The 18043-nt window shown below is 65.4% G+C and carries 18 protein-coding genes; 13 read left to right on the top strand and 5 right to left on the bottom strand.

Annotated features, from left to right (window positions below; genetic code table 11):
* Together R6U53_RS14315 and R6U53_RS14310 are read left to right on the top strand one after the other, a co-directional pair.
* The coding region (locus R6U53_RS14315) for an NADP-dependent malic enzyme (protein ID WP_410323050.1) at nucleotides 1-1853 on the top strand (1853 nt) is incomplete at its 5' end.
* An 81-nt stretch (nucleotides 1854-1934) separates the two neighbouring features.
* A complete protein-coding gene (locus R6U53_RS14310; protein ID WP_410323049.1) occupies nucleotides 1935-2612 on the top strand; it encodes a hypothetical protein in 678 nt (225 codons plus the stop codon).
* 287 nt (nucleotides 2613-2899) lie between these two features.
* Here the strand turns inward: R6U53_RS14310 and R6U53_RS14305 are convergent, their stop codons facing one another.
* The gene (locus R6U53_RS14305) at nucleotides 2900-4432 is read right to left on the bottom strand and encodes an amidase (protein WP_410323048.1); all 1533 of its coding nucleotides are present in this window, start codon (nucleotides 4430-4432) and stop codon (nucleotides 2900-2902) included.
* Between the two features lie 135 nt (nucleotides 4433-4567).
* Here R6U53_RS14305 and R6U53_RS14300 point away from each other — a divergent pair, with 135 nt between their 5' ends.
* A complete protein-coding gene (locus tag R6U53_RS14300; protein WP_410323047.1) occupies nucleotides 4568-4750 on the top strand; it encodes a hypothetical protein in 183 nt (60 codons plus the stop codon).
* Nucleotides 4751-4752: 2 nt separating this feature from the next.
* A complete protein-coding gene (locus R6U53_RS14295; RefSeq protein ID WP_410323051.1) occupies nucleotides 4753-5598 on the top strand; it encodes a 3-keto-5-aminohexanoate cleavage protein in 846 nt (281 codons plus the stop codon).
* Nucleotides 5599-5896: 298 nt separating this feature from the next.
* Here the strand turns inward: R6U53_RS14295 and R6U53_RS14290 are convergent, their stop codons facing one another.
* Nucleotides 5897-6580 (bottom strand): haloacid dehalogenase type II, encoded by a 684-nt coding sequence (locus R6U53_RS14290; RefSeq protein WP_410323046.1) that lies wholly within the window; start codon nucleotides 6578-6580, stop codon nucleotides 5897-5899.
* Between the two features lie 87 nt (nucleotides 6581-6667).
* Here R6U53_RS14290 and thpR point away from each other — a divergent pair, with 87 nt between their 5' ends.
* The 7 genes from thpR (at nucleotide 6668) to R6U53_RS14255 (ending at nucleotide 13315) form a co-directional block, all read left to right on the top strand.
* On the top strand, nucleotides 6668-7216 hold the full coding sequence (thpR, locus tag R6U53_RS14285; protein WP_410323045.1) for an RNA 2',3'-cyclic phosphodiesterase: 549 nt from the start codon (nucleotides 6668-6670) through the stop codon (nucleotides 7214-7216).
* 117 nt (nucleotides 7217-7333) lie between these two features.
* Nucleotides 7334-8233: a phosphogluconate dehydrogenase (NAD(+)-dependent, decarboxylating) gene (gene gnd / locus R6U53_RS14280; protein WP_410323044.1), complete on the top strand. Its 900-nt coding sequence runs from the start codon at nucleotides 7334-7336 to the stop codon at nucleotides 8231-8233.
* A gap of 24 nt (nucleotides 8234-8257) precedes the next feature.
* Complete coding sequence (locus R6U53_RS14275; RefSeq protein ID WP_410323043.1) at nucleotides 8258-9088, top strand: hypothetical protein; 831 nt, start codon at nucleotides 8258-8260, stop codon at nucleotides 9086-9088.
* A 75-nt stretch (nucleotides 9089-9163) separates the two neighbouring features.
* Complete coding sequence (locus R6U53_RS14270; protein ID WP_410323042.1) at nucleotides 9164-10444, top strand: O-acetylhomoserine aminocarboxypropyltransferase/cysteine synthase family protein; 1281 nt, start codon at nucleotides 9164-9166, stop codon at nucleotides 10442-10444.
* A gap of 52 nt (nucleotides 10445-10496) precedes the next feature.
* Nucleotides 10497-11702: a homoserine O-acetyltransferase gene (gene metX / locus R6U53_RS14265; RefSeq protein WP_410323041.1), complete on the top strand. Its 1206-nt coding sequence runs from the start codon at nucleotides 10497-10499 to the stop codon at nucleotides 11700-11702.
* A 78-nt stretch (nucleotides 11703-11780) separates the two neighbouring features.
* A complete protein-coding gene (locus tag R6U53_RS14260) occupies nucleotides 11781-11999 on the top strand; it encodes a hypothetical protein (protein WP_410323040.1) in 219 nt (72 codons plus the stop codon).
* Nucleotides 12000-12025: 26 nt separating this feature from the next.
* Nucleotides 12026-13315 carry an O-acetylhomoserine aminocarboxypropyltransferase/cysteine synthase family protein gene (locus tag R6U53_RS14255; protein WP_410323039.1) on the top strand — a complete coding sequence of 430 codons (1290 nt, stop codon included), beginning with the start codon at nucleotides 12026-12028 and terminating at the stop codon, nucleotides 13313-13315.
* 16 nt (nucleotides 13316-13331) lie between these two features.
* Here the strand turns inward: R6U53_RS14255 and R6U53_RS14250 are convergent, their stop codons facing one another.
* The 3 genes from R6U53_RS14250 to R6U53_RS14240 all read right to left on the bottom strand — a co-directional run bounded on the left by R6U53_RS14250 (nucleotide 13332) and on the right by R6U53_RS14240 (nucleotide 14625).
* Nucleotides 13332-13601, bottom strand: a complete 270-nt coding sequence (locus tag R6U53_RS14250; protein ID WP_410323038.1) for a hypothetical protein — start codon at nucleotides 13599-13601, stop codon at nucleotides 13332-13334.
* A 64-nt stretch (nucleotides 13602-13665) separates the two neighbouring features.
* Complete coding sequence (serB, locus tag R6U53_RS14245; protein WP_410323037.1) at nucleotides 13666-14298, bottom strand: phosphoserine phosphatase SerB; 633 nt, start codon at nucleotides 14296-14298, stop codon at nucleotides 13666-13668.
* 105 nt (nucleotides 14299-14403) lie between these two features.
* Nucleotides 14404-14625 (bottom strand): CNNM domain-containing protein, encoded by a 222-nt coding sequence (locus R6U53_RS14240; protein ID WP_410323036.1) that lies wholly within the window; start codon nucleotides 14623-14625, stop codon nucleotides 14404-14406.
* A 214-nt stretch (nucleotides 14626-14839) separates the two neighbouring features.
* On the opposite strand from R6U53_RS14240, the gene serA reads away from it, so the two are divergent.
* Complete coding sequence (gene serA / locus R6U53_RS14235; protein ID WP_410323035.1) at nucleotides 14840-16420, top strand: phosphoglycerate dehydrogenase; 1581 nt, start codon at nucleotides 14840-14842, stop codon at nucleotides 16418-16420.
* A 77-nt stretch (nucleotides 16421-16497) separates the two neighbouring features.
* Nucleotides 16498-17739 (top strand): peptide chain release factor aRF-1, encoded by a 1242-nt coding sequence (prf1, locus tag R6U53_RS14230; RefSeq protein WP_410323034.1) that lies wholly within the window; start codon nucleotides 16498-16500, stop codon nucleotides 17737-17739.
* Nucleotides 17740-18043: the final 304 nt, after the last annotated feature.

Genomic DNA, 18043 nt, shown 5'->3' with positions numbered 1-18043 from the left:
ACCTCGAGGACATCAAAGCGCCGGAGTGTTTCGAGATCGAGGCACGCCTTCGCGAAGAGATGGACATCCCGGTGTTCCACGACGATCAACACGGCACCGCGATCATCTCGGGGGCCGCGCTGCTCAACGCCACCGAAATCGCCGGCAAATCGCTCGACGAACTCCAGATCGTCTTCTCCGGCGCCGGGGCGTCGGCCATCGCGACGGCGCGGTTTTACGTCACGCTCGGCGCCGATCGGGACAACATCACCATGTGTGACTCCTCGGGAATCATCACCGAGGAACGCGCGGAAGCCGGTAACATCAACGAGTTCAAGCGGGAGTTCGCGAGTTCGGGGTCGGGCGGCGACCTGTCCGATGCGATCGAGGGCGCGGACGTGTTCGTCGGGCTGTCGGTCGGCGGGATCGTCTCCGAGGAGATGGTCCGCTCGATGGCCGACGATCCGATCATTTTCGCGATGGCGAACCCCGATCCCGAGATCAGCTACGAGGATGCAAAACAGGCGCGCGATGACACGGTGATCATGGCGACGGGGCGCTCGGATTACCCGAATCAGGTCAACAACGTGCTCGGGTTCCCGTTCATCTTCCGTGGGGCGCTCGATGTCCGGGCGACCGAGATCAACGAGGCGATGAAAGTCGCCGCCGCCGAGGCGCTCGCCGACCTCGCCAAACAGGACGTCCCCGACGCCGTCGTCAAAGCCTACGGCGACCAGCCCCTCCGGTTCGGCCCCGAGTACATCATCCCCAAACCCCTCGATTCACGGGTGCTGTTCGACGTGTCGGGGGCCGTGGCGAAGGCCGCGATCGACAGCGGCGTGGCGCGTAAAGAGATCGACCTCGACGCGTATCGCGAGGAACTGGAGGCGCGGTTGGGCAAATCCCGAGAGATGATGCGCGTCGTGCTGAATAAAGCCAAAAGCGACCCCAAACGCCTCGTCCTCGCCGAGGGCGACGACGAGAAGATGATCAGGGCGGCCTACCAGTTGGTCGAACAGTCGATCGCCGAACCGATCCTCATCGGCGACAAGCGATCGATCTGGGAGCAATTAGCCGACCTCGGCCTCGATTTCGATCCCGAGATCGTCGATCCGGTGAGCGACGAACTGTCACCGTACGCCGACCGATTGTACGAACTCCGCCAGCGAAAGGGCGTCACTCGACGCGAGGCGGAAGGGCTGGTCCACAACGGCAACTACCTGGCGAGCGTGATGGTGGAGCTGGGCGACGCCGACGCCATGCTGACGGGACTCACGAACCATTATCCGACGGCACTGCGGCCGCCGCTGCAGATCATCGGCACGGACGAGGAGTCGGAGTACGCCGCCGGGGTGTACATGTTGACGTTCAAAAACCGCGTCGTCTTCGTCGCCGACGCCACCGTCAACCAGGCACCGGACGAGCGCGTGCTCGCGGAGGTCGCCAGACACACCGCGGATCTCGCCCGACAGTTCAACGTCGATCCGAACGTGGCGATGCTGTCGTACTCGGACTTCGGGACGGTCGACAACGAGGGGACGTACAAACCGCGAGAGGCGGCGCGACGGCTACGTGAGGATCCGGCGGTCGATTTCCCGGTCGACGGCGAGATGCAGGCCGACACCGCCGTCGTCGAGGAGATGCTGACCGAGGATTACCCCTTCGCGGAACTCGACGGCCCCGCGAACGTGTTGGTCTTTCCGAACCTGGAGGCGGGCAACATCGCGTACAAACTGCTCCAGCGCCTCGGCGGCGCGGAGGCCATCGGCCCGATGCTCGTCGGCATGGACAAACCCGTCCACGTCCTTCAGCGCGGCGACGAGGTCAAAGACATCGTCAACCTCGCCGGCGTCGCCGTCGTCGACGCCCAGTGAATTCGTCGCACAGATTCATACTGCCGAAGCCACAACCGGAAATATGCTCCGGAGATTCGGCAACGCACGGGGGGAGATCCCGTGACTGAGAACGCGGACGGCTATCCGTCGGTTCCGCACGACCGACTCGTCGAATCCGGCTGGGAACTGCGATCGAAAAGTCGAAAGACGGTCTTTCGGATGCCCGGTATGGACGTGACCGGTCACACGCTGCTGTACGACGATTCCGATCTGCGATCGGCGATCGAAGCGGCCGGGGTGGAGGGGTTACTCGGCGACGACGCGGGGGGCGACGACCGGATCGTCGAAGGGGACGGCGACGGGTCGTGGCGCTTTTTCTTCGCGACGGCGCTGTCGTTTCGACCGCCGCTGGCACCGATGGTCGGGCCGGCGTCGATCCGGCCGACCGTCGCGAGGCGGGCGCGTCGGACGTTCGTCGCCGAACTCGAAGCGCGGGGGTTCGGCGGCGTCGAAAGCGAACGGAGCGAACGGATTCGAACCGAATCGGGAGACCGAGCCCGGCTTCGGATGTTCACCGCGCATCTGCCGGTCACGTCCGCGGATGGCCCGAATCGGATCGACGCGGAGGGATGGCTCGCCGTGTGGGTGACCGACGAGTCGTTCCGTATCGCCGGCGGCGCGTATCCGACCCACGGGTTGGAGGCGCTCTTCGAACCGCTATCGACGGGTCGGACGCCGGCGATCGATCGGGTCCGCTATCGCGACGAACTGCTCGAGGTGATCCGCGCCGTTCGGTGATCCCGGGCGCGCTCGCTCCCGGAGCGCGCCGACCGCGAGGCCGACCGAGAGCAGCGCGCACGCGATGAGGGCGGGATTCGGGATCGAGTGGTGTCCGAACAGTTCGTACTGGACGCTCCCGCACCCGCCGCCGAGCGAGCAGGTGGCCGACGGCCGAGGGATCGACCCCGAGACACGCGATGAACCGTTCGCCGCCGGATGGTCGACGAAAAGCGGAAGCGAGGGCAGGTGGAGGGTTCCCCGTCGTCGTGGACACGCCGATACCGCGCCAGGGTCGGAACGATTCGTCAGAGCGAGACGTCCAGCTGTTGCTCGGCGACGTGGGCGCTCCGGAGTACGGTCGCGTCGTCGAACGCGTCGCCCACGAGCATCAGCCCGACCGGGAGCCCGTCCGCCGTCCCGGCCGGGACGCTGATCGCCGGGTGGCCGGTGTTGTCGTAGGGAGCCGTGTTGGGAAGCATATTGAGCGCGCGGTCCATGACCTCCAACCGTGAGATCGACCGGTCGAGTTCGTGGGCCGTCTGCGGCGTCGTCGGCATGGCCAACACGTCCACGGATTCGAGCGCGTCGTCGTACTCGCCAGCGAGCTTTCGGCTCAGGTTGTGCGCTTTCGCGTGATAGTGCCCGCGGTATTTCTCCGAGAGGTACTCCCCGGCGATGAGAGAGAGTTTCATCGTCGTGAGGTAGTCGTCCGCCTGCGCGCGCCGGGCGCGCCCGAAGGCGTCGGCGAACTGGGTGTCGTAGAAGCCGCTCGCGTAGTGGCCGACGCACTCGGCGTCGACCGTCGCGGCGATCTCCTCGAGCCCGATCGCGTTCCAGATCGGGAGTCCGTCGAGGTGCATCGGGACCGAGACCTCGCGGACCTCAGCACCCGCGTCCGCCAGCGAATCGAGGGCGCCGCGGACGGTCTCGTCGACCCCTGACTCGCTCTGTTCGTGGCCGAACCCCTCCTCGAGGACGCCGACGGTCAAATCCGCCGGATCGGGATCGGTTTCGAGCGCGCCGTGGTAGTCCTGCGTCGGGACCGTGCCCTGTCTGGGGTCGAGACCGTCGGCCCCGGCGATGACGTCGAGGACGCGGGCGCAGTCTTCGACGGTCGAACACATCGGGCCGGCGTGATCGAACGAGCGCCCGAGCCCCGCGACGCCGGTGTAGGGGACGAGGCCGTGGGTCGGCTTGTGGCCGACGATGCCGCTCCAGGAGGCCGGTATTCGGATCGAACCGCCCTGATCGCCGCCGATCGCGACGTCGACCTCGCCGGCGGCGACCGCGGCCGCGCTACCGCTCGAGGAACCGCCCGCGATGTGGCCCTCGTCGCGGGGGTTAAGCACCGGACCCGTCGCCGAGAGCTCGCCGCTGCCCGAGAGGGCCATGTCCTCCATGTTGAGCTTCGCGGTGATCGTCGCACCGGCGTCGAGCAACCGGGTGACGATCGTCGCGTCGGTCGACGGGACGTACCCCTCGAAGAGCTTCGAGCCGAGCGTCATCTCGACGCCCGCGACCGAGACGTTGTCCTTCAGACCGACCTCGTAGTCGGCGAGCGGCCCATCGTCGGCGCCGCGTACCTCGCATTTGGTCACGAAGGCGTTGAGTGGGTCCTCCTCGGGTCCCGGTTTGTACCCCGGATCGCGCTCGTGGTAGGCGACGGCGGGTTTCGGATCGGGGAGGACGTCGAGCCGCTCGTACCCCTGCAAGAGCCCGGCGATCACGGTCTCGAAGTCGGCGATTTCGTCATCGGAGAGGTCGATGTGGTGTTTGGCGGCGAGTTCGCGGATCTCTTCCGGTGTCGGTGGCCGAACGTTCGGTGGAGATTCGGACATGGTAATACAAAACGTACCACGGATGCCGGCGCTAAAATCGTTCGGTTGATTACCGTGCAGATAGAAAATGTCATCGATCCAACCTATAAATATAAATAAAATTATAATTAACTGTGATGGCGTCGGAGTAGCTCCATGACGTGTCCGTATCTGGAGTACCGCAGCGAGGCCGACGGAGAGACGTTCGACGTAGCGCGAGCCTACTGTGCCGCCGATGAGACGTTCGTCGAGCCGATGCGAGCCGACGTCTGCAACGATCGATACGACCTGCGACACGCCGATGATTGCGAGATATACCGCCGTCACGAGGGGCTGTGAGCGTGGGCTACGAGGCGTATCTCTCCGGCGAGCCGCTCATTATTACTGCGGCGCTGACGGGTGGCGTCCACGGCAAGGAGGCGAATCCCGCGCTTCCGGAATCCCCCGAGGAGATCGGGCGGGCGGCCGCCGCCGCCGAGAAGGCGGGCGCGGCCGTGGTCCACCTTCACGCGCGCGCGCCGAACGGCGAGCGCGCCTTCGAAACCGAGCGGTTTCAGGAGATCGACGACGCTGTTCGCCGGTACACCGACGACGTGATCATCCAGCACTCGACGGGCGGAACCGCGGCCCCAGACGACACACGGCACCTGCCGCTTCGGACCGATCCGCCGCCGGAGATGGCCTCGCTCGACATGGGCCCGCTGAACAGGTACGACCACCTCACGAGCGAGAACACGCGGGCGCTGGTCGATAGCCTCCACGGGGAGATGTGCGACCGCGGTATCAAACCCGAACTGGAGGTGTTCAACGGCGGCCACATCAACGAGGTGTACGGGTTCCTGGAGCGGCGAGACGTCGCCGAACCGGTGTACGCGACGCTGATCTTCGGCGGCGGCACGCTCTCTCGTCCCACGCCGGAGAACCTGCTACACTCGATCCGAAACCTCCCCGAGGGTGCGCTTTTCAACACGCTCGGGTTCGGACAGCACCAACTGCCGTTCGCTGCGCTCGGGACGATACTGGGCGGGCACGTCCGCGTCGGACTCGAGGATAACGTCTACTACCGCCGCGGGGAGTTAGCGACCGGGAACGAACAGCTCGTCGCGCGCGTCGCCGAGTTGGCCCACACGTTGGAACGAGAGGTCGCGAGTCCGTCGCAGGCGCGGGGGATACTCGGTCTCGACTGACGAACCCGGGCTCAGTTGACGGGGTCCCGGTGGCGTTCGGCGCCATCCAGCCCCGGTCTCGAACGCGGGTCGGCGTCGACGAACGAGCGCCCCGAGTGGCGGCGAGGCTCCCCAAGCGATCGCTCGATTGCGAACTGGCGGCGCTCCCGTTCGACGGTCCGTACGCCGCGCTCTCGCCCCGGCGGACCGCCGGCCGTCGTTCAGGTCATGGGCCGTCTGGCCGCCGGTTAGTATGCAACTCATCGAAGCGGTGTGGCGGCGGGCGTCGCTCATCAGCGGCGCGTCCGATCCGCTCGGCTCACACGCCCAATGCGTCCGCGAACTCGTAGAAGCTCTCGACGGTCAGATCCGGCTCCGCGCCGAACGTTCCCCACGGATCGCCGGTTCGGTCGAGTCGGACGCCCTGCATGCCGGCGTGTTTGGATCCCTGGATATCGAACGGTGGGCCGGCGACGTGGGCGATCGATTCGATCGGCGTCCCCGTTCTCGCGGCGGCGTGGCGATAGATCTCGGCGTCGGGTTTGAACGTCTGAACTTCGTGGGCGCTTATCGCGTCCTCGACGAGGTCGCCGATCTCCGCGTGGTCGATCATCGAATCGAGCATCTCCGGGTTACCGTTCGAGACCACATACACCGGATAACCGCCGTCGATGAGCCGTTCGATGCCGTCCCGAACGTCGTCGAACACCTCCAGTTCGTGGTAGACGGCGAGGATCTCTTCGACGGTTTCGTCGTCGAGGTCGACCCCGTGAACGGCGAGCGCATAGCGGAGCGCGTCGCGGTTCATGTCGTAGAAGGGCTGGTAGGCGTCGACGAAGTTGCCGACCATCGTGTACTCGATCGACTTCGTCCGCCAGAGATCCGAGATCGAGTCGGTGTTCTCGACGTGATCGTCGAGCGCGTCGACGGCCGCAGAGGGATCGACGAGCGTTCCGTACGAATCGACGGTGACCGTCTTCACCGCATCGGGACTGAATGGCATACCCGACGGTTTCGGGGCGCGAACAAAAGCGTACCGCGGGTGTGTACCGGCGGCGAATTTTATCTTCGATGGGCGCGAAGACGGCGTATGCGACTGTTCGTTAGCGTCGATATCGACGAGCCCACCGAGGCGATCGAACGGCTCCAGGCACCGCTCTCGGGGCTCCGGGGACTCCGTCTTACAAGCCCCGCGAACGCCCACCTGACGATGAAGTTTCTCGGCGACGGCGACCACGATCTCGATGCCCTTTCGGACGCGATCGAAGCGGCCATCGACGGGGCGGGAGTCGAACCGTTCGACGTCACCTTCGATCGCGTCGGCGCGTTCCCCTCCCCGGAGTACATTCGCGTCGTGTGGCTGGGTGTCGGCCGGGGCACGGAACCGCTAACCGAACTGCACGACCGCCTCGAAGCCGAAACGACGCGACTCGGCTACGACGCGGAAACGCACGAGTTTACACCGCACGTCACGCTCGCCCGGATGGAGGACGCGGCCGCGAAGGCGGAGGTACAGGCGTTTCTTCGCGAGGCGACTCCGGAGGTCGGACCCGTTCACATCGACGAACTCCGGCTCAAGGAGAGCACGCTGGCCGCCGAGGGGCCGGAGTATAGAACACTCGAGGCGTTTCGGCTGTGAGCGAACTGCCGGAGGAGGTACTCACATCGTGAGAGACGGTCGATTCGGAAGGTCGACGTCGAGACCGGCCGCTTCCAGAATCACAACCCTCACTTATCGGCCCCGTGACCCACCGGTATGCAACTGGGTGTGATCGGTCTCGGCAGGATGGGACGGATCGTCGTCGACCGCGTGCTGGACGACGGCCACGACGTGGTCGCGTTCGATCTCGATTCGGACGCGGTCGAAGCGGCCGCGAACGCCGGCGCGACGCCGGCCGACTCGATCGAGGATCTCGTCGAAACGCTCCCCGAGAACAAGCGGATCTGGCTGATGGTGCCGGCGGGCGACGCCGTGGACGCGACGCTCGCGGAACTCGACCCGCTGCTCGACGGCGACGACGTCGTCGTCGACGGCGGCAACTCGCACTTCGAGCGGTCGATCGACCGCGGTGAGTCCCTCTCGGCGGCGTATCTCGACTGCGGCACGTCGGGCGGGCCCGCGGGGGCGGAACTCGGCTTCTCGCTTATGATCGGCGGCCCGGAGAACGCCTACGAGGAGATGGTGCCGATATTCGACGCCGTCGCGACCGGCCACGACGGCCACGACCGCATGGGATCGCAGGGTTCGGGCCACTACGTGAAGATGGTCCACAACGGCGTCGAGTACGCCCTCATGCAAGCGTACGGCGAGGGGTTCGAACTGCTCAGCGAGGGACGATACGAGCTCGATATGGAGTCGGTCGCCCGCACGTGGAACAACGGCGCGGTGATCCGCTCGTGGCTACTCGAACTCTGCGAGGAGGCGTTCCGCGAGGAAGGGAACGATCTCGGCGACGTGGACGACCACATCGCGGGCGGCTCGACTGGAACCTGGACCGTCGAAGAGGCGCTCGAACAGGAGGTCGCCGTGCCGCTGATCTACGAGGCGCTCGGAGAGCGCTTCGACTCGCGCGTCGAGGACGGCAAGTTCTCCCGACGACTCGCGAACCGGCTCCGGTACGGCTTCGGTCGCCACGAGGTCAAGCGCCGGGACTAAGCGAGAACGCGCCGTATCCCGACCATGCCCTCCGCCGAGTGGTCGATCGACGCCTCGACCTCGCGGACCCTTCGCGTCGTCGCCCACCTCGCACCGGCGGCGCTGGACGGTGTGTTATTGATCTTTGTTGGCGCGGGACTCCTGTTCGTGATCGCCAACCCCGGAGTGCTGCTGTCGAGGGCCGGCCTGTTTTTGTTGCTACTGCTCGTCGTCGGCGGGCCGTTCTCGCTGGCGTATCTGTGGCCGATGCTCACCGATCCCGATCAGCGGCCGAGTCCCGCAGAATTCGCGGGGGCGGAGGGGTTTCCGTTCACCGTTCGGAGCGTCTCGGTCGCTACGGCTGTCGGGACCGTCAGCATTCTCGCACTCGTGGTGGCGGGCGTCCCGTTCGAGATCGTCTACTGGCTCGTCATCGCCTGCGTCTTTTCGCCGATCCTCGTCGCCGTTGCCACGACGCGCGGGGAACTCGACGGCGCGCGCCTCATCATCAATCGTACGGAGGTTCCGCTGGCGCGTCTCCGGCGTATCAGATCGGTGCGTCTCGGGACCCACACCGTGGTCTGGCTCTCGTACGTCGAACGGACGGGCCTGTTCGTTCCGCGGCTGTTCGCCGTTCCCGAATCGAAACACGAGGCCGTGCTCGACCGACTCGAAGCGGGCGTCGACACCGATCCGGCGGTCGAACCGCCCGATCGGGCGGTCCAGACGGTTCTCATTGTCGCTGGCGGGATGTTCCTCGGTGTAGCGGCACTCGCGTACGTCTCGATCGAGGAACCGGTAGTTCGCCTGTATACAGCGGTCGTTCTCGGAGGGATCGGCGTCGCACTCGGCCTCGCCGGCTGGCGCGGGATCTGAGCGGTCGAAGAACGGCCGGGCAATTCTTGCCGTAACTCGCAGTTATAGATATGTAGAGAGATATGCACCACATACATGAACAGTGAGGAGCAGCTGGGCTTCGGCACGCGGTGTCTCCACGTCGGACAGGGACCTGACCCGGCGACGGGGGCCGCCGCGCCGCCGATCTATCAGACGAGCTCGTACGAATTTCCGGACGCCGAGACGGCGGCCGCACGATACGCGCTCGAGGACGAGGGCAACGTCTACTCGCGGATCTCCAACCCGACCGTCCGCGCCCTCGAGAGGCGGCTCGCCTCGCTCGAAGGGGGCGTCGACGCGCTCGCCACCGCCTCCGGAATGGGCGCGCTCGACGCCGCGACCCTGGTCCTCGCCGAAGCCGGCGACAACGTCGTCTGCGCGGCATCCGTCTACGGCGGCACCCACGGGTACCTCTCGCACACCGCCGCCCGCCGCGGGATCGAGGCCCGGTTCGTCGACACGCTCGACCCCGAGGCGTACGCCGAAGCCATCGACGAGAACACGGCCTACGTCCACTGCGAGACGGTCGCTAATCCGTCGCTCGTGACGCCGCCGTTCGAGCGGATCGCCGAGGTGGCCCACGAGGCGGACGTCCCGCTGTTCGTCGACAACACCTTTGCGACGCCTGCGCTCTGTCGGCCCCTCGAATACGGTGCCAACATCGTCTGGAATTCGACGACGAAGTGGATCCACGGCTCGGGGACGACCCTCGGCGGCATCCTCGTCACGGACGGCTCCTTTCCGTTCGAATCGCACCCCGAGAAGTACCCCGAGATCGCCGCCCCGAACCCCGCCTTCGACGGCGTGACGTTCACCGAGCGCTTCGGCGACCGCGCGCTGACGATGGCCGCCCGCCAGCGCGGGGCCCGCAGCCTCGGCGATCAGCAGTCGCCATTCGACGCGTGGGTGACGATGCAGGGCGTCGAGACCCTTCCGTTGCGGATGGAGCGCCACTGTGAGAATGCGCTGACCGTCGCCGAACACCTCACTGAGCACCCCGCCGTCTCGTGGGTCGCCTACCCCGGCTTGGCGGGTCACGAGACGCACGATCTTGCCACCGAGTATCTTGACGGTGGCTACGGCGGCATGGTCGCACTCGGGCTCGACGGGGGCTACGAGGCCGCAAAGCGACTCTGCGAGGAAACTGCAGTGGCGAAGTTCCTCGCCAACATCGGCGACGCCCGGACGCTGATCGTCCACCCGGCCTCGACGACGCACGCCCAGCTGAGCGAGGCCGAACAGCGCGCCGGGGGCGTCGCCCCGGAGATGGTCCGGCTTTCGATCGGCATCGAGAACGTGGAAGATATCATCGCTGACCTCGAGGGGGCACTATGAGCGACACGACGGAGAGGAACACGGTGAACGACATCGAACAGGGGGTGAACCGATGAGCGACGGCCCCGAAACGGCGGCGCTGGGCGAGTTCACGTTCGAGTGCGGCGAATCGGTCCCCGATCTCGAGATCGCCTACGAGACCTACGGCGAGTTCGCCGGGGATAACGCCGTCTTGGTCTGTCACGCCCTCACGGGAAGCGCACACGTCGCCGGCGGTCGCCGCCGCACCGACACCGCGGGGCAGGCCCACGCCTGGTGGGACGACATCGTCGGCCCGGGCAAGGCCGTCGACACGACCGAGTACTACGTCGTCTGCGCCAATATCCCCGGATCGTGCTACGGTTCGTCCGGACCACCGTCGATCGATCCCGAGACCGACGAGCCGTGGGGAACGCGGTTTCCGGCGGTGACCGTCACCGACTGGACGCGCGCACAACGCCGCCTGCTCGATCACCTCGGTATCCCGAACCTCCTCGCCGTCGTCGGCGGCTCCGTCGGCGGGATGAACGTCTTAGAGTGGGCCAAACGCCACCCGGATCACGCCGACCGCGTCATCGTGATCGCCGCCGCCGCCCGCCTCGACCCGCAGTGTCTCGCCCTCGACGCGATCGCCCAGCGAGCGATCACCACCGATCCGAAGTGGAACGGCGGCGACTACTACGGGGACGAGCCGCCGACGGAGGGGCTCGCTCTCGCCCGCCAGATCGGTCACGTGATGTACCTCTCGAAGTCGTCGATGGACGACAAGTTCGGCCGGCGCTCGGCGGGCATGGACGCCGGTCGGGACACGTTCCAGATGGACCCCGCCGCCGGCTTCTTTCCCTACCGGGAAGTCGAGTCCTACCTCGATTACCAGGGCGAGAAGTTCGCGAAACGCTTCGACGCCAACTCGTATCTGTACCTCACGCGGGCGATGGACAACTACGACCTCGCGTCGGGCTACGACGACGACGCGGACGCGCTGGCCGCGTTCGACGGCGAGGCGCTGTTGCTCTCCTTTACCGGTGATTGGCACTTCACCGTCGAGCAATCGGAGGCGCTCGCGGAGGCGTTCCGCGAGACCGGAGCCGACACCGCCCACCACGTCATCGACTCCGATCACGGCCACGACGCGTTCCTCGTCGAACCCGACCGCGTCGGCCCGCCGGTCGCGGACTTCCTCGAGGACGGCGTGCGCGGAAAGGCGGTCTCCGATACGGTCGAACGGGATGAGGGCGACGAGTTCGCGCCGGTACATACAAGTCTCTTTTCGGACTGATCGGGGCGCTCGAACACCCACCCTCGGGGACCCCTCGCCCACAGACACGTATAATCGGCGCGGGATTCGAAACGACCCGTGAAGCCCCCGGTCGTTCGGGGATGGCTTCGGTACGCGCTGGTGGTCGGCGCACTCGCAGCGATCGTCCCGCTCGCCGACGGCCCCCGTCCGGACCGACAGGTGCTCGTGATCGTCTTTCTCGTCGCCTTCGGCGTGGGAGCCGCGATCGGTTCGAGCGGCCGCGACGACACAGCGTCACCGATATCGGACAGGGTTGCCATCGATACCAGGTATTAACACCACAGCGCGCACGTCTCTACCATATGTTTGACAGAGACGATCTCTACACGAACGCGTTACACGCGGGCCAGGAGGCGGATCCGACCACGGGGGCGCGAGCGCCGCCGATCTACCAGACGACGTCCTACGAGTTCGAGGACGCCGAGCACGCGGCGAACCTCTTCGGACTGGAGGAGGTCGGAAACATCTACTCGCGGATCATGAACCCGACGAACGCGGTGCTCGAAAAACGCATCGCGACGCTCGAGGGCGGCATCGCCGCGCTCGCCACCGCCTCCGGGATGGCGTCGTTCGACCTCGCGACGTTCATCCTCGCGAGCGCCGGCGACAACATCGTCTCGGCGTCGTCGCTGTACGGCGGCACCTACACGTACCTCTCCCACACTGTCGAGCGTCGGGGCGTCGAAACCCGGTTCGTCGACACGCTCGATTACGAAGCCTACGAGGAAGCGGTCGACGAGGACACCGCCTACATCCACTGTGAGACGATCGGTAACCCGGCCCTGGTGACGCCGGACTTCGAGCGACTCGCCGAAATCGCCGAGGCCGCGGGCGTCCCGCTGTTCGTCGACAACACCTTCGCGACGCCCGCGCTCTGTCAGCCGATCGAACACGGCGTGAACCTCGTGTGGAACTCGACGACGAAGTGGATCCACGGCTCGGGGACGACGCTGGGCGGGATTCTCGTCGACGGCGGAAACTTCCCGTGGGACGAACACGCCGATCGATTCCCCGAAGTCGCCAAACCGAACCCCGCCTACCACGGGATCAACTTCTCCGAAGTATTCGGCGAGGCCGCCTTCGCCTATGCCGCACGCACGCGCGGCCTCCGCGACCTCGGCAACCAGCAAGCGCCGTTCGACGCGTGGGCGACGATTCAGGGTCTCGAATCGCTTCCGATGCGGATGGAGCGCCACTGCGAGAACGCCATGGCCGTCGCGGAGTTCCTGCAGGACCACCCCGAGACGTCGTGGGTCACATACCCCGGTCTCGAGGACCACGAGACACACGAGGAAGCGACCAAGTACCTCGACGGCGGCTACGGCGGTATGATCGCGTTCGGCCTCGAGGACGGCTACGAGGCCGCCAAAGGGGCGGTCAACAACGTCGAACTGGCGAGTCTGCTCGCGAACGTCGGCGACGCGAAGACGCTCATCATCCACCCGGCGTCGACCACACACCAACAGCTCACCGACGAGGAAAAGCAGGCCAGCGGCGTGACGGACGATCTGATCCGGCTGTCAGTAGGGCTGGAGGACACGGATCGAATCATCGAGGACCTCGATCAAGCGATCGAGACGGCGACGAACTGAGGCGAGGACCGCGGGGCTATCCGTCGTAAAAGAACCCCATCGCGAGCCCGACGGCGACGGCCACGATGTAGGCGGGTCGTTCGAGCGCGGTCGCTGCGAACCGTTCTGCTGTCGTCGAATCGAACACGAGGCTGCTCGGCGCGACACCGCTGCCGAACGCCGCTGCAACGAACAACGCGACGAGCGCGCCGAGGGCGATGAGCACACCGAGCGTGCTGATCGGATTGTCGTTGACCCAATCGGCAAGCAGATACAGCGGCGCGAACGCGATTCGGAGGACGTTCATTATCCATTTCCAACAGCTTCGATCGGAATAAAGCTGCGTCAGACGCCCACACTCGACGGCGAGACTACAGCACGCCTTCTACTTCCAGAACCTCTCGAAGTTCCGCCATCGAGGAGACGAGCACGTCACAGTGTGGTTCGACGGCGGGTTTCGGCTCGTATCCGACCGCGAGACCCGCGACTTCGAGCATCGGGAGGTCGTTCGCACCGTCGCCGATCGCGACGGTGTCGGCCATCGGGACGCCGAGTTCCTCGGCGAGATCCGCGAGCGCGTCGTCTTTCGTCCCCTCGATGAGCGGTCCCTCGGCGTTTCCGGTCAGCTTCCCGTTTCGGATCGGGAGTCGGTTGGCGACGATCGTATCGACCGAGGTTCCCGCCGCGTCGAGCGCCTTCTCGACGCCTCGATCGAAGCCGCCAGTCAGAATCGCGACGCGGTGGCCGGCTTCCGAGAGCGCCTCGATCACGTCGGCGCTGCCGGAGCGCAACGCGACGCGGTCGAAGGCCGCCTCGACGCGGGTCTCTCTCAGACCGTCGAGCAGTTCCGCACGGGCATAGAGGCTTTCGGCGTAGGATATCTCGTCGTTCATCGCCCGTTCGGTGATCTCGTCGATCTCCTCTGCGACGCCGGCTTCCTCGCCGAGCAGGACCGTCATCTCAGAATCCGAGAGCGTCCCGTCGAAGTCGAACGCGATGAGCATACTCGTCCTGCGTCGCGGGGGGTCATAGGGGTTATCGTACTCGATCGAGGAGCCGAGCAGTCGGTTCGCTCGCGCCACTCGATCCGAATCCGCCGAAGTCGCGTCTCAGTCGCGTCGAGCACTGTCAACGAGACCGGACCGATCTCGACCCGATCGGAGGGTGGCGAGCGCTCGCCCGCCCGGCGTACCTTCCACGGCAAGCGCGTCGATTCGGTGGCGGGCCAGCGAAAAGAAGGCCAGTTCGCTGCTCGAAAGGAAGGCGCTCGCGACGATCGAACACAGGATGGCGAGTCCGCCCACGGTAGTCACCCCGAGCTCGAAAGCCATACGAGGGGTATCGCAGGCCTCGCAAAAGGGTCTACTGTCCCAACAGGTGATCGACACGTTCCGACGATCGAAAACGCGATGATACACGAGGTTGTCTAAATATTGAGTCAGTATACCATATATAGACACATATATGTATCAAATCCGTCGCCTCGCGCCGTTTTTGCGAATCGATGAAGAAAGCGTTATCCCTACCGAACCGGAGAATACGCCCATGAAGGTACTGGTCACGGACCCCATCGCGGATGCCGGGCTCGACGTCCTCCGGGACACCGACCACCAGGTCGTTACGGCCTACGACGTCGACGGCGACGAACTGCTCGACGTCGTCGCGGACGCCAACGCACTCATCGTTCGTTCCGGGACCGAGGTGACGCGCGAGGTACTCGAAGCCGCATCCGACCTCGTCATCGTCGGTCGCGCCGGGATCGGCGTGGACAACATCGATATCGAGGCGGCGACGGACCAGGGCGTCATCGTCGCGAACGCGCCGGAAGGTAACGTCCGGGCGGCCGCCGAACACACGGTCGCGATGGCGTTCGCCACCGCGCGCTCCGTCCCACAGGCACACGCCCGTCTCAAAGCGGGCGAGTGGGCGAAAGGCGAATTCCTCGGGACGGAACTCAACGGCAAGACGCTCGGTATCGTCGGACTCGGCCGCGTAGGTCAGGAAGTCGCGAAGAAACTCGACTCGATCGGGATGGACCTGGTCGCGTTCGACCCCTACATTTCCGAGGAGCGCGCCGAACAACTCGGAGCCGAACTCGCTGATCTCGATACGACGCTCGAACGCGCGGACGTGCTGACGATCCACACTCCGTTGACGCCCGAGACGGCGAACATGATCGGTGAGGCCGAACTCGCCGAGATGGAGGGCGGCTACGTCGTCAACTGTGCCCGAGGTGGCATCATCGACGAGGCTGCCCTCGCCGAGGCCGTCGAGGACGGCATCGTCGCCGGGGGCGCCCTCGACGTCTTCGCGGAGGAGCCGCTCCCCGAGGACAGCCCGCTGCTCGACGTCGAGGACGTCATCGTCACGCCGCACCTCGGCGCGTCGACCGAAGCGGCCCAGGAGAACGTCGCGGTATCGACGGCCGAGCAGGTGCTCGCCGCGTTCAACGACGAGCCGGTGATGAACGCGTTGAACGCGCCGTCGATGGACGAGTCGGCGTTCCCCCGCGTCGAACCCTACATCGGCCTCGCGGAGACGGCCGGCAAGATCGCCGTCCAACTGCTCGACAGCCGCGTCGAGAGCGTCGAGATCACCTACGAAGGCGATATCGCCGAGGAGGACGTCGAGATCGTCACCGCATCGGCGCTCAAGGGCGTCTTCCAGCCGCTCGAGTGGCAGGTCAACGCGGTCAACGCACCCCGAATCGCCGAGGAACGCGGTATCGAAGTCTCCGAAACCAAACGCCGGCAGTCCGAGGACTTCCAGTCGCTCGTCACCGTCACCGTCAGTGACGGCGAAAGCGAGATCGGCGTCTGCGGCACGCTGTTCGCCGACAACGACGCTCGCATCGTTCGCATCGACGGCTACCGGGTCGACGCGATTCCCGGCGGTCAGATGATGGTCGCACGCAACACCGACGAGCCAGGCGTTATCGGCCACATCGGGACCGTGATGGGCAAGTATGATGTGAACATCGCGGGGATGTTCAACGCCCGGGAAGTCCACGGTGGCGAGGCGCTCACCGTCTACAACGTCGATCAAGAAGTTCCCGAGAACGCGCGACAGGAACTCGAAGCGGACGACCGGATAATCGAGACGAAGTACATCAGCCTCAACGGTTGAGCGCTCCGACAGGCTCCGGGTCTCGCTTCCGACGGACAAAGGACGGAGTTTTACCGCCCCGGCATCAACCACCACCAATGAGCGAAGACGACGGAGGGCCGTCCGACAAACAAAAATACGAGTTCCAGAAGGTGATCGAAGAGCTCGACGACTATTCGGGTTCGGGAACCCAACTCGTCTCGATCTATATGCCGGAGGATCGGCTGATAAGCGACGTGGTCGCACACGTCACACAGGAGCACAGCGAGGCGTCGAATATCAAGTCCAAGCAGACACGGACCGCGGTACAGGACGCTTTGAAGAGTATCAAAGACCGACTGAAGTACTACGACGTACACCCGCCCGAAAACGGGATGGTCATCTTCTCGGGCGCGGTCGATTCGGGCGGCGGACAGACGACGATGGTGACGGAGGTGCTCGAATCGCCGCCGGACCCGATCGAGTCGTTCCGGTATCACTGCGATTCGCACTTCCTGACCGAGCCGCTACAGGAGATGCTGGGCGACAAGGGGCTGTACGGACTCGTCGTTCTCGATCGACGCGAAGCGAACGTCGGCTGGCTGAAGGGTAAACGCGTCGAGCCGGTCAAATCTGCCTCCTCGCTCGTCCCCGGCAAGCAGCGAAAGGGTGGCCAGTCAGCCCAGCGGTTCGCCCGCCTCCGCCTCGAAGCCATCGACAACTTCTACCAGGAGGTCGCCGGTATGGCGAACGATCTGTTCGTCCCGAAGCGCCACGAGATGGACGGCGTGTTGGTCGGTGGCCCGTCGCCGACGAAAGACGAGTTCCTCGACGGCGAGTACCTCCACCACGAGGTCGGCGACATGGTGCTCGGAAAGTTCGACGTCTCCTACACGGACGAGTCGGGACTGTACGACCTCGTCGACGCCGCCGAAGACGTGCTGGCCGAAACGGAGGTGATGAAGGACAAATCCGAGATGGAGGAGTTCTTCGAGCAGCTCCACGACGGCGGAAAGGCGACCTATGGGTTCGACGCGACGCGACAGAACCTCGTCATGGGCGCGGTCGATCGTCTCCTCATCAGCGAGGATCTCCGACAGGACGTCGTCAGCTACGACTGCGGCGAGCGTGACGAGTACGAACTCGTCGATCGGCGGGCGAGCACGCCGACACATACCTGCGAGAACGGACAGGAAGGTGAGGTCATCGAACGCGAGGACGCCATCGACCACCTCATGCAACTGGCCGAACAGCGCGGATCGGACGTGAAGTTCATCTCCACGGACTTCGAGAAGGGCGAACAGCTCCTGACGGCGTTCGGCGGGATAGCCGGGATCCTCCGCTACTCCACGGGCGTTTGAAGACACTGAAGCAGCACCGTGGAACGACGTGGGAAGGGTTGCTCCTCGAAGATGAAAAGAAAGTCAGGGAGGATACCCCAGAGTGAAGTGGGGTGTCGGATTCACGCCCGCCCTAAAGGGCGGGACTCTCTTTTTGATTCAGGTGGACCCCAACCACAGCGCGTCGACCGCCTGAATCTTTTTGAGCACCGCCACAAAAGGACCTCCTGTGAGCACGCTAGTCGTGTACGTCGACCGCGGTGGCGGGGCCGGTCACGACGGGCCAATGGTCGGGTGGGAGGCCGTCCAAGCGCTCGTCACCGAT

It is taken from the genome of Natronomonas sp. (assembly GCF_046483325.1).
In the GTDB taxonomy this organism is placed as follows: domain Archaea; phylum Halobacteriota; class Halobacteria; order Halobacteriales; family Haloarculaceae; genus Natronomonas.
Note: the sequence above shows the minus strand (reverse complement) of the source record. Positions and strands in the feature narration are given on the sequence as shown.